The following is a 16,037-nucleotide window of genomic DNA, read 5'->3' as shown; positions in this document are numbered from 1 at the left end:
GCCTGATGAGCGAGAACAAGAAGTCCGCTGCAATTGAAGACATGCGCTTTCGTTTGCTGATCGATGCGGTGGTCGATTATGCGATCTACATGATCGACCCCGATGGCATCATCACCAGCTGGAACTCCGGCGCCAAACGCTTCAAGGGATACGAAGAATCGGAAATCCTCGGCGAACACTTTTCCCGTTTCTACACCGATGAAGACCGCGCAAAAGGTTTGCCGCAGCGAGCGCTGGACACGGCGATCCGCGAAGGCCGGTTCGAGGGTGAGGGCTGGCGGGTCCGCAAGGACGGCACGCACTTCTGGTGCCACGTAGTGATCGATCCGATTTTCAGCCCGAGCGGGCAACTGCTCGGGTTTGCCAAGATCACCCGCGACCTGACCGACCGCAAGATGGCCGAAGAAACCCTCAAGCAGAGCGAACAACAGTTCCGCCTGTTGGTGCAGGGCGTCACCGACTATGCGATCTACATGCTCAGCCCCGAAGGCCGGGTGACCAACTGGAACCCCGGTGCCCAGCGAATCAAGGGATACAAGCCGGATGAAGTGATCGGCAAGCATTTCTCGATGTTCTACACCCCGCAAGACCGTGAGGCGGGTGAACCCCAGCGCGCCCTGGAAACCGCGGTAAGCGAAGGCCGTTTCGAGAACAGGAGCTGGCGCCTGCGCAAGGACGGCACGCGGTTTCTGGCGCATGTGGTGGTCGATGCGATTCGCGGCGACACCGGCACCTTGCTCGGCTTTGCCAAGATTACCCGCGACGTCACCGAAGCTACCGAAGCGCAGCAGGCCCTGGAGAAAACCCGTGAAGCGCTGTTCCAGGCGCAGAAAATGCAGGCCATCGGCCAACTCAGCGGCGGCATTGCCCATGACTTCAACAATTTGCTGACGGTGATTCTCGGCAACCTGGAAATCGTGCGCAAACGCCTGGGCGACGACCCTAAAGTCAGCCGTCTGCTGGAAAACGCCACGCAGGGCGCATTGCGCGGCGTTTCGCTGACCCAACGCATGCTGGCTTTCGCCCGGCGTCAGGAGCTCAAGACCGAACCGATCGAAATCCCGAAACTGGTGCAGGGCATCACCGGGCTGTTGCGCAGTTCGCTGGGGCCGGGGATCCGCATCGAAACGCAATTCCCCGATGATCTGCAAGCCGTGTTGGCTGACAGCAACCAGCTCGAACTGGCGGTGCTCAACCTGGCGACCAACGCCCGCGACGCCATGCCCGATGGCGGAAGCGTCATCATCCGTGCCGAGCCAGAAGTTGTGCTCGAACAAAACGACTCGACCATGACGGCCGGGCGTTACGTCTGCCTGAGGGTGATCGATACCGGTGAAGGCATGGACGCTGACACGCTGGCATCGGCGACCGATCCGTTTTTCACCACCAAAGGCCTGGGCAAAGGCACCGGGCTTGGGTTGTCGATGGTCCACGGCTTCATCGAACAACTGGGCGGGCGATTCATTCTGAAAAGTACCAAGGGGCAGGGTACGACCGCTGAGCTGTGGTTGCCGGTAGCCATCGACAGCGTCGCCGCCACACCGCATGGCCCGGTTTTGTCCACCGACACGGTGCCACGCCTCAGCGTGTTGGTAGTGGATGATGACAGTCTGGTGCTCACCAGCACTGTCCTGTTGCTGGAAGACCTTGGCCATCGGGTAATCGGTGCCACTTCCGGCGCCCAGGCGCTGGAACTGTTCGATCAGGGCCAGGTGATCGACCTGATGATCACCGACATGGCCATGCCACAGATGAGCGGCGCACAACTGGCTCACGCCGTGCGCATGCTCAAGCCGGATCTGCCGATCATCCTCGCCACCGGTTATGCCGAGCGCCTCGAAGGCTTTGCAGCCGGGTTGCCACGACTGTCGAAACCGTTCAATCAACTGAATCTGATGGAGATCATTGCCCGGTCGATGAAGTGAATCGGGGCAATCGAGCTGAACTTGTCCGGGACGTGGCGCCTCCAAACGCTTTGTCCTGGAGCGCTCTACCGTGCCACGCATATTGACCGAGCCGACCGCCGAAGAAACCCTGAACGAACATAACGCCAAAATGTTCGGCTCACCCAAGGAGCGGCTGGATTTCTACCGACGGGAGATCCAGTACGAAACCAGCATCCTGGCCAATCGAACCGACGCCTACCTGGCGGCGCAATCGTTTCTGGTGATTGCCTTCGCGTCCTGCATGGCCAACCTCAACCCCGAGTGGGGCAAGTTGTTCACGCTGGTGGTGCCACCGTTTCTGGCCTTGCTTGGCATGCTCAGTTCGCTCAATGCCTGGCCGGGGATTCGTGCCGCTTACGACATCATCGATCATTGGCATTTCAAACAGAGTGAATTGCTGCGCAGCGAACCCCTGATGGGGCTGGCTTATGACGAATCGCCTTTGTTCAGCGAGATGGAATCGAGCCACAAGGGCTATCGCAAGTCACTGCTGTTTTCCATTCGAACGCCGTGGATCTTTGCCACGTTCTGGATGTTGCTCGGCACGTATGCCATCTACATTCAGGTGACCAACCCGGGAAGCTGAAGCGGCACCGCGCTCAAGGGCGGTCTGTCGACTTGTCCGGTTGTTTACGCTGCTCGTAGCGGGCGAGGATCGGCTGGGTGCTGACGCCGTGCAGCAGAATGCTCAGCGCCACCACCGACAGGGTCAGGTCGGTACACAGCGTGCCCACGCTGTTGTCCAGTCCATGGTTCAGCGCATAGAAAAGGTAGAACAGACTGCCGATGCCTCGAATGCCGAACCAGCCGATCAACAACCGTTGGCGCCCCGCGAGTAGCGATCCCCATGGCATCAACGCCACGCAAACGGGGCGAATCAGACAGAACAGGACGCCGCCGACCAGCAACGCCCGCCAGTCCCAGTGACTGACCAGCACCACGCCCAGCAGGGTCACCAGAAACACTTCCATCGCCCGCTCGACCAGACCTCCGAAAGACAGCATGTCGCCCATCATGATGCCGGCGGCCACTTGGCTGTCTTCCAGTCGTTCGGTATCGCCATGGACCGCCTGCTGCGGTTCGACGTTCTGATGGCCGACCACCGGTTGCACCAGATGCTCGGCGGGTGGTTGGTGGGCACCGGTGAATTTGACTTCCTCCTGCCGCAACCCCAGGCCGGCGGCAAACACTGACAGAAAGCCGTAGCCACCAATGGATTCCGCCGCCACGTAAGCCAGTGCGATCAATGCCAGCGCCAGATAGTCGTTGGGGCTGAGGGTGCTGTCATCGTTGCGGATACGCAGTGACAAAGTCAGGCGGCCGATGCCACGGCCCATCCAGTAACCGCAAAGCAAGCCGGCGGGCACGGCCCAGAGCACGCTGCGTAGCACCCAGTCGGGCCACTCGGCGGCAAAACCTTCACCGTGCAGCAGCAACAGCCCGAGGATCACGAAAGGAAAGGCAATCCCGTCATTAAGCCCGGCCTCGCCGGAAAGGCCGAACCGCACGCTGTCGACGTCCCGTGCATCGTTGACCTGTACCAGCGCAGCGAGTACCGGATCGGTCGGCGCCAGAATCGCCCCGATCAGCAACGAAGGGCCCCAATTCAGGTTCAAGCCGAAATGCAGCAGCAGGCAGACTCCAATGATCGTCAGCACCATCACCGGACCTGCCAGGCCGAATGCGATCCGCCAACGTTTGTCGCGCAGCGGCAATCGCAGTTTCAAACCGCAGACAAACAAAGAAAACAGCACCGCGACTTCGGTCAGGTGCTCCATCCACAAAGAGGCTTCGTCCAGCGGCAATTTCAGCAAATCAAGCCCGACCGGCCCGATGCCGACGCCCAACAGCAGGCATACCGCGGATGTCGTCACCGGCATCCATCGCAGATAGGAGGACGTCAGTGCAAGCATGAGCAGCACGGCGCCGAGCACCGCGACCCAAACGATGAAGCTCACGACGGGAGGCCCGCCGCGCCGATTCGATGTCGCCGCAACATGCCCGACCTAACCCGCGGTCGTGCGCAGGTATTGCGGCGTCAGCACGTTGAACCACAGCAGAATCATCGATACCAGCAACGTCACCAGCACCAGCAGCGCAACGCCCCAGACGCTCGCCGAATACAGCAAGCCCTGTTCCTTGCGCTCGTGCATGAAGGTCGGCAGGCCAACGAACAGCAGAAACGTCGAATAAATCGACGCCGCGCCCAGCACCAGTACCGCCAGCCAACGGCTCGGGTACAGGCCGGCGATCCCGGCGAGGAAAAACGGGCTGACGGTATACGCCGCGAACCCTATGCACTGATTGAGCGTCGGCCGCGCATCGAAGGTGCGCGACATCCAGCGGATGAAACCGCCGATGATCGCCACACCGACGACGATAGTGAGGTAGAGCATGACACTCAGCTGCAGAGCGCTGGCACTGCTGAGCCTGACGGTTTCACCCGCCGCCAGGCTCCAGCCGACATAAGTCGTGCCGATGAACAGGCACACCGCCGGAACAAGTGCCAGTAACAGCAGATGGGCGAGGTAATGACGCGGATGCGCTTCTTCTTCGCGGCGGATATCGGTCCAGGCGAAGTTCGGCTGGGTGAAGAGTTTGACGATAGGTGCGGACATGACGACCTCCTGATCTCTTGCAACCCGAACGGGCCATGAAGGTATGGAGAGGTCGCCTTGTCCAGCGGTTCACTTTTTTTCGGCGGGCGGATCAGAGCATGGGTTTGCCACCGGTCACGCCATAGCGCTGACCGGTGATGTAGCTGGCTTCGTCCGACGCCAGCAGCACATAAATCGGCGCGACTTCCACTGGCTGGCCGGGCCGGCCGAGTGGTGTCTGCTCGCCGAAGTTTTGCACTTCTTCATCCGGCATGGTCGAGACGATCAGCGGCGTCCAGATCGGCCCCGGCGCGACGCAGTTCACGCGAATCTCCCTCGGCCCGAGTATCTGGGCCAGACCACCGGTGAAATTGGCGATGGCGCCTTTGGTGGTGGCGTAGGCGAGCAGGGTGGGTTTGGGCATGTCCGAGTTGACCGAACTGGTGTTGATGATCGAAGCGCCGGGGCCCATGTGTTTGATGGCGGCCTGGCACAGACGGAAAATCGCGGTGATGTTGACGTCGAAGGTCATCACCCATTCATCGTCGGGAATCTCCTCGAAGGTTTCATGAGTCATCTGGAAGGCTGCATTGTTGACCAGCACGTCGATGCGGCCGAAGCGCTCGACAGTTTGGTCCACCAACGCCTGGCACTGGGCCTTCTGGGCAATGTCGCCGGGCAGCAGCAGGCACTGGCGGCCAGCCTGTTCGACCCAGCGCGCGGTTTCCTTGGCATCTTCATGTTCGTTGAGATAGGCGACCGCTACATCTGCACCTTCGCGAGCGAAGGCAATTGCCACCGCCCGGCCGATGCCGCTGTCGGCGCCGGTAATCAGCGCAATCTTGCCGGCCAGCCGACCGGAGCCGGTGTAGCTTTGCTCGCCGCAATCGGGGTAGGGCTCCATCTTGCGCTGGGAGCCAGGAACCGGTTGTGCCTGTTTCGGGAATGGGGGTTTTGGATAGTGCGTCATCGTCAATCTCCGGGTCTCATGTCAGGTAGGCCGGTTGACCCGGCCTGTCTTGAGTGAGTTCGATCGGATTGACGCTTGGGTTTGTCCTGACGTGATTACCGGGACTTCAAGGCTCGCTCCATCCGCGAGATCCCTTCTTCCAGCATCGAGCGCGGGCAACCGAAGTTCAGGCGCACGAACTGTTGGCTGTGATCGCCAAAATCCAGGCCAGGGCTGAGGCCGACACGGGCGTGTTCCAGGAAGAATTTCTGTGGGTCGTCCAGATCCAGCGCCGAGCAGTCGAGCCACGCCAGATAAGTGCCTTGTGGAACGTTGATCGTTACGCCGGGCAGACGGCTGCGAACCGCTTCTACCAGCCAGTCACGATTGGCTTGCAGGTATTGCTTGAGTTCCTTCAGCCACGGACCGGCCTCGCTGTAGGCCACGCGGGTGGCTTCCATGCCCAACGGGTTGACGCTGTCGACCATGCCGCAACGGGCGTGGTTGACGCGTTCGCGCAGGGCGGCGTCCTGGATGATCATGAACGACGTCTTGAGACCGGCGATGTTGTAGGCCTTGCTCGCCGACATCAGGGTGATGGTGCGACGGGCGATCTCCGGGCTCAGGGAGGCGGTCGGGATGTGCACGCGGCCGTCGTAGCACAGCTCGGCGTGGATCTCGTCGGAGATGATCCAGGCGTCCTGCGCCATGCAGATGTCGGCCACCGCTTGCAGTTCTTCACGGCCGAAGACCTTGCCGATCGGGTTGTGCGGGTTGCTGAGCAGCAGGGCGCCGCCACCTTTCAGGGATTCACGCAAGGCATCCAGCGGCGTGGCGTAGGTGCCGTCGGCCAGAGCGTTGAATTCCAGTTCGACCTTGTTCAGGCCCCAATGGCCCGGCGCATGGCGCAGCGGCGGGTAGTTCGGGGTTTGCACCACGACGTTCTGCTGGGGCTGCACCAGCGCCTTGAGCGCCATGTTGAAACCCGATTCAACACCCGGCAGGAAGATCAGCTCCTGCGGTTTGACCCGCCAGGCGAACTTGTTCCAGAGGTCGGCAACGATGGCCTCGCGCAGGTTGTCCTGGGCCACGCTGTAACCCACCAACGGGTGCAGCAGGCGCTGTTGCAACGCCTCGATGACCACTGGCGGCGCAGCGAAATCCATGTCAGCGACCCACATCGGCAACACGTCGGCCGGATAGCGGCTCCACTTGGTGCTGCCGGTGTCGTGGCGGTCGAATACCTGATCAAAATCGAAAGTCATGCGCGGTCTCTGAAGGCGGAGATGGGTCGTGCCCGCCATGATAAGCCCGTGCTCCTGAAGGAGCACACAAAACCTGTGGGAGCGAGCTTGCTCGCGAATGCGTCTGGTCAGGCAGCATCAATGTTGAATGACACACCGCTTTTCGCGAGCAAGCTCGCACACAGGGAGGTGGTGATCCGACAAACGGCCGACGGTCGGTTTTCACACTGGCCAACCACACGTTGTCTACAGTGAAAAAGTCGGCACTCAAGTGCCGCAACCGTGATTGTCCAGAACAGACCCGGCACCAGTACCGGGTTCCACCTGATCAGGAGTGCACGATGGATCTCAGCCGTCGTCAGTTCTTCAAGGTCGCCGGTATCGGCCTTGCAGGCTCTAGCCTGGGCGCGTTGGGCATGGCCCCGACGCTGGCCTTCGCCGAGCAGGTGCGCCACTTCAAGCTTGCCCACACCCATGAAACCCGCAACACCTGCCCGTATTGCTCGGTCGGTTGCGGGTTGATCATGTACAGCCAGGGCGATGCCGCGAAGAACGTTGCGCAAAACATCATCCATATCGAGGGCGACGCCGACCACCCGGTCAATCGGGGCACCCTGTGCCCGAAAGGCGCGGGCCTTCTGGACTTCATTCACAGCCCCGGCCGCCTGCAGTACCCGCAGGTGCGCAAGCCCGGCAGCAGCGAATGGACCCGGATCACCTGGGACGAAGCCCTCGACCGCGTCGCCGACCTGATGAAGGCCGACCGTGACGCCAATTTCGTCGAGCAGAACGCCCAGGGGCAGACGGTGAATCGCTGGCTGACTACCGGTTTCCTCGCGGCGTCGGCGGCGTCCAACGAAGCGGGCTACATCACCCACAAGGTGATTCGCAGTCTCGGCATGCTGGGGTTCGATAACCAGGCGCGTGTCTGACACGGCCCGACGGTGGCAAGTCTTGCCCCGACGTACGGCCGTGGAGCCATGACCAACACCTGGACCGATATCGCCAACGCGAATCTGATCCTGGTGATGGGCGGCAACGCAGCAGAAGCCCATCCTTGCGGCTTCAAATGGGTGACCGAAGCCAAGGCGCACAACGCCGCGCGGCTGATTGTGGTCGATCCGAGGTTTACCCGGACCGCGTCCGTGGCCGATTACTACGCGCCGATTCGCACCGGCAGCGACATCGCGTTCATGGGCGGGCTGATCAATTACCTGCTGACCGAGGACAAGATCCAGCACGAATACGTGCGCAACTACACCGACGTGTCGTTCATCGTCAAAACCGGGTTCGGCTTCGAGGACGGACTGTTCACCGGTTACGACGCAGCCAAACGCAGCTACACCGACAAATCCACCTGGGGTTACGAACTGGGTGACGACGGCTTCGTCAAAGTCGACCCGACCCTGCAGGACCCGCGCTGCGTCTATCAATTGATGAAGCAGCATTACAGCCGCTACAACATCGACCTCGCGAGCCAGATCTGTGGCATGCCGGTCGACGCGATGAAAAAGATCTGGGAGGAAATCGCCACTTGCTCGCAACCGGGCAAGACCATGACCATCCTCTATGCGTTGGGCTGGACCCAGCACTCGATCGGCTCGCAGATCATCCGCAGCGCAGCAATGGTGCAACTGTTGCTGGGCAACGTCGGCATGCCCGGCGGCGGGGTCAACGCGTTGCGCGGGCACTCGAACATTCAGGGCCTGACCGACCTCGGCCTGCTGTCCAACGCGCTGCCGGGTTACCTGACCCTGCCCACCGACATGGAGCAGGACTACAACGCCTACGTCAAGAAACGCACGCAAGTACCGCTGCGGCCGGGGCAATTGTCCTACTGGCAGAACTACAGCAAGTTCCACGTCAGCCTGATGAAAGCCTGGTACGGCGCCAATGCCACCGCCGAGAATCAGTGGGCCTACCACTACCTGCCGAAACTCGACATCCCCAACTACGACATCCTCAAGGTGTTCGACCTGATGGGGCAGGGCAAGGTCAACGGCTACATGTGTCAGGGCTTCAACCCGATTGCCGCGTTGCCGGACAAGAACCGGGTGATGGCCGCATTGGCCAAGCTGAAATGGCTGGTGGTCATGGACCCGCTGGCCACCGAAACCTCGCAGTTCTGGGAACACGTCGGGCCGTTCAATGATGTGAAGAGCGCCGACATCCAGACCGAAGTGATCCGTCTGCCGACCACCTGTTTTGCTGAAGAGGACGGTTCGCTGGTCAACAGCAGCCGCTGGCTGCAATGGCACTGGAAAGGTGCCGACGGCCCCGGCGAGGCGCGCACTGACGTGCAGATCATGAGTGCGCTGTTCCTGCGCCTGCGTGAGCGTTATCAGGCCCAGGGCGGCAAATTCGCCGATCCGCTGTTGAAGCTGTCGTGGCCGTACAAGATCGCCGAAGAACCCTCGCCGGAAGAGATCGCCAAAGAGATCAACGGCTACGCCACCACGGATTTCACCGACGCCACCGGCGCGACGATCAAGGGCAATTCGCAACTGGCCGGGTTCGCCCAGCTCAAGGATGACGGCAGCACCGCGTCCGGCTGCTGGATCTTCTGCGGGAGCTGGACCGAAGCCGGCAATCAGATGGCCCGCCGTGACAATAACGACCCTTACGGCATGCATCAGCATCAGGGTTGGGCGTGGGCCTGGCCGGCCAACCGGCGGATTCTGTACAACCGCGCTTCTGCGGACGTCGCCGGCAAACCGTGGGATCCGAAAAAACGCCTGGTGTGGTGGAACGGCAAGGCCTGGGGCGGCACCGACGTGCCGGATTACAAGGCCGACGTGCCGCCGGAGGCCGGGATGAACCCGTTCATCATGAACCCCGAAGGCGTGGCGCGGTTCTTCGCCGTCGACAAGATGAACGAAGGGCCATTCCCCGAGCACTACGAGCCGTTCGAAACCCCGATCGGCATCAACCCGCTGCACCCGGAAAACAAGAAAGCCATCAGCAACCCTGCGGCACGGATTTTCGATTCGGTGTGGGACAGCCTTGGCGTCGCCAAGGATTACCCGTACGCCGCCACCAGCTACCGGCTGACCGAGCATTTCCACTTCTGGAGCAAGCACTGCAAGTTGAACGCGATTGCCCAACCCGAGCAGTTCGTGGAAATCGGCGAAGTGCTGGCCAAGGAGAAAGGCATCGCTGCCGGCGACCGGGTGCGGGTCACCTGCAAGCGCGGGTTCATTGAAGCGGTAGCGGTGGTGACCAAAAGGATCCGGCCGTTGCAGGTCAACAACCAGGTGGTGCACCAGATCGGCATTCCGCTGCACTGGGGCTTCACCGGCCTGACGCGTCACGGTTACCTGACCAACACCCTGGTGCCGTTCCTCGGCGATGGCAATACACAGACCCCGGAATCCAAGTCATTCCTGGTCAACGTGGAGAAGCTCTGATGGAGAATCTTTAGATGGCCAGCCAAGACATCATTGCCCGCTCGGCCACCACCACACCGGCGCCGTCGATACGCGACCAGGAACAGGTGGCCAAACTGATCGACACCACCAAATGCATCGGTTGCAAGGCTTGTCAGGTCGCGTGCTCGGAATGGAACGAGTTGCGCGACGAGGTCGGCCACAACCACGGCACCTACGACAACCCGCAGGACCTGAGCGCCGATTCATGGACGCTGATGCGCTTCACCGAGCACGAAACCGACGCCGGCAATCTCGAATGGCTGATCCGCAAGGACGGCTGCATGCACTGCGCCGAGCCCGGTTGCCTGGCGGCGTGCCCCAGCCCCGGCGCGATCATCAAGCACGCCAACGGCATCGTCGATTTCGACCAGGACCACTGCATCGGCTGCGGTTATTGCATCACCGGTTGCCCGTTCAACATCCCGCGCATTTCGCAGAAAGATCACAAGGCCTACAAATGCACGCTGTGTTCGGACCGGGTGGCGGTGGGGCTTGAGCCGGCCTGTGTGAAAACCTGCCCGACCGGTGCCATCGTGTTCGGCACCAAGGACGACATGAAGACCCACGCCGCCGAGCGCATCGTCGACCTGAAAAGCCGTGGCTTCGACAATGCCGGCCTGTATGACCCGGAAGGCGTCGGCGGCACCCACGTCATGTACGTGTTGCACCACGCCGACACGCCGAAAATCTACGCCGGCCTGCCGGACAACCCCGAGATCAGTCCGCTGGTGGGCTTGTGGAAAGGCATCAGCAAACCGCTGGGCCTTTTGGCCATGGGCGCCGCGGTGTTGGCCGGGTTCTTCCATTACGTGCGGATCGGCCCGAACCGGGTCGAAGAAGATGAACATCCCGATCCGCCCGACACCTCGGTGCACGTCGTCGATCCGGCAGTGCACACCTTCGACCCACGCGGGGAGGGCCGGCCATGAGCAACAAGACGATCCTGCGCTACACCGCCAATCAGCGCACCAATCACTGGCTGGTGGCGATTCTGTTCTTCATGGCCGGGCTGTCGGGGCTGGCGTTGTTTCATCCGTCGATGTTCTGGCTGACCCACCTGTTCGGAGGCGGGCCATGGACGCGGATCCTGCATCCGTTCATGGGCGTGCTGATGTTCGTGTTTTTCCTCGGCCTGGTGTTTCGCTTCTGGCGCTCGAACTTCTTCATCGACAACGACTGGAAGTGGCTGCGGCGAATTGACCGGGTAATGGTCAACGACGAAGAAACCGTGCCGCCGGTGGGCAAGTACAACGCCGGGCAAAAACTGCTGTTCTGGACTTTACTGCTGTGCATGCTCGCATTGCTGTTCACGGGACTGGTGATCTGGCGCGCTTATTTCAGTCATTACTTCGGCATCACCACAATTCGCTGGGCGATGTTGCTGCACGCACTGGCGGGGTTTGTGCTGATCCTGAGCATCATCGTGCACATCTACGCCGGGATCTGGATCAAGGGTTCGGTGGACGCGATGACGCACGGCTGGGTCAGTCGCGCCTGGGCCAGGAAACACCATGCACTCTGGTATCGCGAGGTGGAAAGCCAGGATCCGCCAGAGCGACCGGTCACGAAAAAGGGCTGACAGTTGCCAACCATCCTTGAACCCGGAGAAATCGAAGCGGCCGCCAGTTCGCCGCCGTTTCTGCACTTGCCACCGCACAACCTGTTCATGTTGCGGGCCCAGCGTCTTGAACGTTTGGCCGAAGGTCATCCGCTGGCCGACTACCTGCAGTTGATTGCCGGGCTGTGCCAAGTCCAGCAGCAGATCCTCGATGATCCGCCCTCGACCGCGTCGCTTGATGAACAGCGGCTGGAAGTCTGCCGGCAACACGGCATGCCGCCGTTCGCCGCCGACACATTGATTCGCGAGGACACCTGGCAGCTTTATCTCGAAGCTTTGCTGCAGCGTTATGTCGCCCCCGAGCAACCTGCTGTGGTCGAGGCCGTGACCACGCTGCGCCTTGCCAGCCCCGGCCAGTTGCGCGCCTGGGCCGTGGCGCTGGTCAGCGGCCAATATTCGCTGGTGCCCGCGGCGCTGGTGCCGTTTCTCGGCGCGGCGCTGCAAGCGGCGTGGAGTCATTGGCTGCTCAGCGCAGCGAATCTGCAACTGACACCCGGCGACAGCCTCAGCCAGTGCCCGGCCTGTGGTTCGCCGGCCATGGCCGGGGTGATCCGCCATCGCGGCAAGCACAACGGCCTGCGTTATCTGGTGTGTTCGCTGTGTGCCTGCGAATGGCATGTGGTGCGGGTCAAGTGCGTGTATTGCGAACAGAGCAAAGGGCTTGAATACCTGAGTCTTGAGGATGACCGCCACGCCGCCAATCAGGCGCCGTTGCGCGCCGAAGTCTGTCCGGGCTGCAACAGCTATCTGAAGCTGCTGTATCTGGAAAACGACGGGGAGGGCGAGGCGCTGTCGGCAGATCTGGGCAGTCTGCTGCTCGACATGCGCCTGGCTCAGGACGGTTATCAGCGGCTGGCGCCGAATCTGCTGCTGGCACCAGGAGACGAATGACGCAAGGGTCTACACTCAGGCGCATCGGTTTTTTCCGGAGTGCCTGATGTCCGTCAGTGTCTTTGCCTTGCGTTTACCTTCCATCGACAGCCTGTTGCGCCATCCCGCGTGTCAGCCATTGGCCGAGCGTTACGGGCGCGAGGCGCTGTTGACGGGGTTTCGCCAGTTGTTGGATGACTTGCGCGAAGCCGTGCTGGCGGGGCAATTGACCGCCGTTGAAATCAGCCCCGAAGCCCTGGCCGGAAGGGTGGCCGAGCGTCTGGCGTTGAAGCAGCGCAGCCAGGTGCGCCGGGTGTTCAACCTGACCGGCACCGTGCTTCACACCAACCTCGGGCGCGCCTTGTTGCCCGAAGAAGCCATTGACGCGGTGCAACTCGCGGCGCGCTATCCGTTGAATCTGGAGTTCGACCTGGCCAGCGGCAAGCGCGGCGACCGCGATGACCTGATCGAAGGTCTGATCCGCGAACTGACCGGCGCCGAAGCCGTGACCGTGGTCAACAACAATGCCGCCGCCGTACTGCTGATCCTCAACAGCCTCGGCGCGCGCAAGGAAGGCATCATTTCCAGGGGCGAGCTGATCGAAATCGGCGGCGCGTTCCGCATCCCCGACATCATGAGCCGCGCCGGCGTGCGTCTGCACGAAGTCGGCACCACCAACCGCACCCATGCCCGCGACTACGAAGCCGCCATCAGCCCACGCAGCGGCCTGATCATGCGCGTGCACGCGAGCAACTACAGCATCGAAGGCTTCACCGCCCGGGTCCCGACCGCCGAACTGGCTGCGTTGGCCCATCGGCATGATCTGCCGCTGCTGGAAGATCTTGGCAGCGGCAGTCTGCTGGATCTGACTCGCTGGGGCCTGCCGGCGGAACCGACGGTGCGCCAGGCGCTGCTCGATGGCGCCGACATCGTCACCTTCAGCGGTGACAAATTGCTCGGCGGCCCGCAGGCGGGGGTGATCGTCGGGCGCAAGGAGTTGATCGCGAAGATCAAGAAGAATCCGCTGAAACGCGCGTTGCGGGTCGACAAACTGACCCTGGCCGCACTGGAAGCGGTGCTCGGTCTCTATCGCGACCCGGATCGTCTGGCCGAACGTTTACCGAGCCTGCGCCTGCTGACCCGGCCGCAAGCCGAGATTCTGGCCCAGGCCGAACGCCTGCAACCGGCCATGTCCGAATTGTTGGGCGAGGGCTGGACCGTCACCGCAGAACTTGCGCTGGGCATGATCGGCAGCGGCAGCCAACCGGTGGCGCGCCTGCCGAGCGCGGCGCTGTGCCTGCGCCCGCAGGTATCGAAACGCCTGCGCGGACGTAGCCTGCTGAACCTGGAAGCCGGGTTGCGCGCGTTGCCGATCCCGGTGCTCGGGCGCATCGATGACGACGCGTTGTGGCTGGATCTGCGGCAACTCGACGATGAACCGGCGTGGCAGGCGCAACTCGGGCAATTGCAAACGTGATCATCGGCACGGCAGGGCACATCGACCACGGCAAGACGTCATTGCTGCAAGCGCTCACGGGGCAAACCGGCGACCGCCGCCCGCAGGAACGCGAACGCGGCATGACCATTGACCTCGGTTATCTGTACGCAGAACTGGCGCCGGGCGCCGGGCTGACAGGTTTCATCGACGTACCAGGTCACGAGAAATTCACCCACAACATGCTCGCTGGCGCGCAAGGCATCGATCTGGTGTTGCTGGTGGTGGCGGCGGATGACGGAGTGATGCCGCAGACCCGCGAGCATCTGGCGATTGTCGAGCTGCTGGGCATCCCCCGGGCGCTGGTGGCGATCACCAAGTGCGATCGGGTCGAGGCGGGCAGGGTGGAAGAAGTCCGCCGACAGGTTGGAAGCCTTCTGGCGTCTGGCCCCTATGCCAGGGCGCCGCTGTTGACGGTTTCCAGCGTGACGGGCGAGGGTGTCGACGCGTTGCGCCAGGCGTTGCTGCAGATAGAAAGCGAAGAACGCAGTCGCGACGGTGGATTTCGTCTGGCGATCGACCGGGCGTTCAGTGTCGCCGGCGCCGGCATCGTGGTGACGGGGACGGCGCTTTCAGGCGCGGTCACCGTGGGTGACAAACTGAGCCTCGGCCCGGCGGGCAAAACCGTGCGGGTCAGGGGACTGCACGCGCAGAATCAGGCTGCCGAGCAGGCATTCGCCGGCCAGCGCGTAGCCCTGAACATCAGCGCGGATCGTCTGGAACTTGGGCAGATTCATCGCGGCCAATGGTTGCTCGCCGAATGGCTGCACGCACCGACCCAGCGGCTGGACATCGAATTCCGGTTGTTGCCGGGCGAACGGGTTTTCCAGCATTTCCAGCCAGTGCACCTGCATCTGGGCACGCAGGACGTGATCGCCCGGGTCGCCTTGCTGGAAGGCTCGAGCCTGGCGCCCGGCGAGCGCATGTTTGCGCAACTGCTGACGAACGTCCCGGTGCACGGCGTCCACGGTGACCCGCTGATCCTGCGTGACGCCAGTGCCCAGCGAACGCTCGGCGGTGGACGCGTGCTCGATCCCTTCGCGCCAGCCCGTCAACGGCGCAGCCCGGAACGGCTGGCGCAACTGCGCGCACTGGCGATCAACTCCGAGCTGGAACAGGCCTTGCCGACGTTGCTGGAATACAGCGAAAGCGGCCTTGATCCGCAGCGCCTGGAGCGTCAGTTCAATCGTCCGCGTGAGCGTTGGTCATTGCCGGATAACGTCCGCCTGATCGAAACCCGGCAAGGGCCGATGCTGTTCAATGCGCAGCGCTGGGGCATGCTCAAGTTCACCTTGCTGGAGCAACTGGCACGCTTTCATGAGCTGGAGCCTGATCAAATGGGGCCGGATCGCGACCGTCTGCGACGCTTCAGCGGTTTGAGTGTCGAACGTGCAACGTTCATCAGCCTGCTGGAAGAACTGCTCGGCGCCGGTTCACTGGTCGCCAGCGGCCCGTGGCTGCATTTGCCCGACCACCAGGTACGCCTGAGTGCCGACGACGAAACCCTGTGGCAGGCGCTTCAGCCATTGTTCGAACAGAACGGTTTCGATCCGTCGTGGGTACGCGACATGGCAAAAGTCGTCGACCAGGAAGATGCGACTGTGCGTTTGCTGCTGCGCAAACTGGCGCGCCTTGGCGTGACGCATCAAGTGGTGCGCGACCTGTTTGTCACCGACATCACGTTGCGGCAAATGGCGGCGGTGTTGCTGCGCCTGGCTGAAGAAAATCCGCAAATCGAAGTCACGGCATTCCGTGATGCGCTAGGCTTGGGACGCAAACGCAGTATTCAGATCCTTGAATACTTCGATCGGCTGGGCCTGACCCGGCGCGTCGGCGAAGGCCGGCAGATCCGCTTCGACAGTGCGCTGGCCAACTCTGGCGCCAGCTGAG

The 16,037-nt window shown here is 62.1% G+C and carries 12 protein-coding genes; 8 read left to right on the top strand and 4 right to left on the bottom strand.

The features are described 5' to 3' along the window. Positions 1-5: 5 nt before the first annotated feature. Both CAF79_RS01965 and CAF79_RS01960 read left to right on the top strand, forming a co-directional pair. Positions 6-1,925 carry a PAS domain-containing sensor histidine kinase gene (locus tag CAF79_RS01965; RefSeq protein WP_085696193.1) on the top strand — a complete coding sequence of 640 codons (1,920 nt, stop codon included), beginning with the start codon at positions 6-8 and terminating at the stop codon, positions 1,923-1,925. A 70-nt stretch (positions 1,926-1,995) separates the two neighbouring features. Beyond that, positions 1,996-2,532 (top strand): hypothetical protein, encoded by a 537-nt coding sequence (locus tag CAF79_RS01960; RefSeq protein WP_085696192.1) that lies wholly within the window; start codon positions 1,996-1,998, stop codon positions 2,530-2,532. Between the two features lie 13 nt (positions 2,533-2,545). Here CAF79_RS01960 and CAF79_RS01955 read toward each other — a convergent pair whose 3' ends face one another. From CAF79_RS01955 to CAF79_RS01940, 4 genes are all read right to left on the bottom strand, one after another. Continuing rightward, entirely contained in the window at positions 2,546-3,904 is a 1,359-nt protein-coding gene (locus CAF79_RS01955; RefSeq protein ID WP_085696191.1) for a sodium:proton antiporter, read from the bottom strand. A 48-nt stretch (positions 3,905-3,952) separates the two neighbouring features. After that, positions 3,953-4,564 (bottom strand): Yip1 family protein, encoded by a 612-nt coding sequence (locus CAF79_RS01950; protein ID WP_085696190.1) that lies wholly within the window; start codon positions 4,562-4,564, stop codon positions 3,953-3,955. A 91-nt stretch (positions 4,565-4,655) separates the two neighbouring features. Continuing rightward, a complete protein-coding gene (locus tag CAF79_RS01945; protein WP_085696189.1) occupies positions 4,656-5,513 on the bottom strand; it encodes a glucose 1-dehydrogenase in 858 nt (285 codons plus the stop codon). A 95-nt stretch (positions 5,514-5,608) separates the two neighbouring features. Continuing rightward, the gene (locus tag CAF79_RS01940) at positions 5,609-6,757 is read right to left on the bottom strand and encodes a MalY/PatB family protein (RefSeq protein ID WP_085696188.1); all 1,149 of its coding nucleotides are present in this window, start codon (positions 6,755-6,757) and stop codon (positions 5,609-5,611) included. A gap of 320 nt (positions 6,758-7,077) precedes the next feature. Between CAF79_RS01940 and fdnG the strand changes: the two genes are divergently transcribed. Genes fdnG through selB form a run of 6 tightly spaced genes read left to right on the top strand, consistent with a single transcriptional unit; the run spans position 7,078 to position 16,036 of the window. Further along, entirely contained in the window at positions 7,078-10,143 is a 3,066-nt protein-coding gene (gene fdnG, locus CAF79_RS01930; RefSeq protein ID WP_139832545.1) for a formate dehydrogenase-N subunit alpha, read from the top strand. Between the two features lie 14 nt (positions 10,144-10,157). Next, entirely contained in the window at positions 10,158-11,093 is a 936-nt protein-coding gene (fdxH, locus tag CAF79_RS01925) for a formate dehydrogenase subunit beta (protein WP_085696185.1), read from the top strand. Beyond that, positions 11,090-11,743, top strand: coding sequence for a formate dehydrogenase subunit gamma (locus CAF79_RS01920; RefSeq protein WP_085696184.1), 654 nt, complete (start codon positions 11,090-11,092; stop codon positions 11,741-11,743). The genes fdxH and CAF79_RS01920 overlap by 4 nt, the downstream gene beginning before the upstream one ends. 3 nt (positions 11,744-11,746) lie before the next feature. Then, positions 11,747-12,673, top strand: a complete 927-nt coding sequence (gene fdhE, locus CAF79_RS01915) for a formate dehydrogenase accessory protein FdhE (protein WP_085696183.1) — start codon at positions 11,747-11,749, stop codon at positions 12,671-12,673. A 46-nt stretch (positions 12,674-12,719) separates the two neighbouring features. Continuing rightward, entirely contained in the window at positions 12,720-14,129 is a 1,410-nt protein-coding gene (gene selA, locus CAF79_RS01910; RefSeq protein WP_085696182.1) for an L-seryl-tRNA(Sec) selenium transferase, read from the top strand. Continuing rightward, the gene (gene selB / locus CAF79_RS01905; RefSeq protein WP_085696181.1) at positions 14,126-16,036 is read left to right on the top strand and encodes a selenocysteine-specific translation elongation factor; all 1,911 of its coding nucleotides are present in this window, start codon (positions 14,126-14,128) and stop codon (positions 16,034-16,036) included. The genes selA and selB overlap by 4 nt, the downstream gene beginning before the upstream one ends. Position 16,037: the final 1 nt, after the last annotated feature.

It is taken from the genome of Pseudomonas sp. B26(2017) (assembly GCF_002113045.1).
Taxonomy (GTDB): Bacteria; Pseudomonadota; Gammaproteobacteria; order Pseudomonadales; family Pseudomonadaceae; genus Aquipseudomonas.
Note: the sequence above shows the minus strand (reverse complement) of the source record. Positions and strands in the feature narration are given on the sequence as shown.

Coding starts and splice junctions, on each gene's coding strand:
- CAF79_RS01965 (WP_085696193.1), top strand. CDS start 6: ATGAGCGAGAACAAGAAGTCCGCTGCAATTGAAGACATGCGCTTTCGT.
- CAF79_RS01950 (WP_085696190.1), bottom strand. CDS start 4,564: ATGTCCGCACCTATCGTCAAACTCTTCACCCAGCCGAACTTCGCCTGG.
- CAF79_RS01945 (WP_085696189.1), bottom strand. CDS start 5,513: ATGACGCACTATCCAAAACCCCCATTCCCGAAACAGGCACAACCGGTT.
- CAF79_RS01940 (WP_085696188.1), bottom strand. CDS start 6,757: ATGACTTTCGATTTTGATCAGGTATTCGACCGCCACGACACCGGCAGC.
- fdxH (WP_085696185.1), top strand. CDS start 10,158: ATGGCCAGCCAAGACATCATTGCCCGCTCGGCCACCACCACACCGGCG.
- CAF79_RS01920 (WP_085696184.1), top strand. CDS start 11,090: ATGAGCAACAAGACGATCCTGCGCTACACCGCCAATCAGCGCACCAAT.
- selA (WP_085696182.1), top strand. CDS start 12,720: ATGTCCGTCAGTGTCTTTGCCTTGCGTTTACCTTCCATCGACAGCCTG.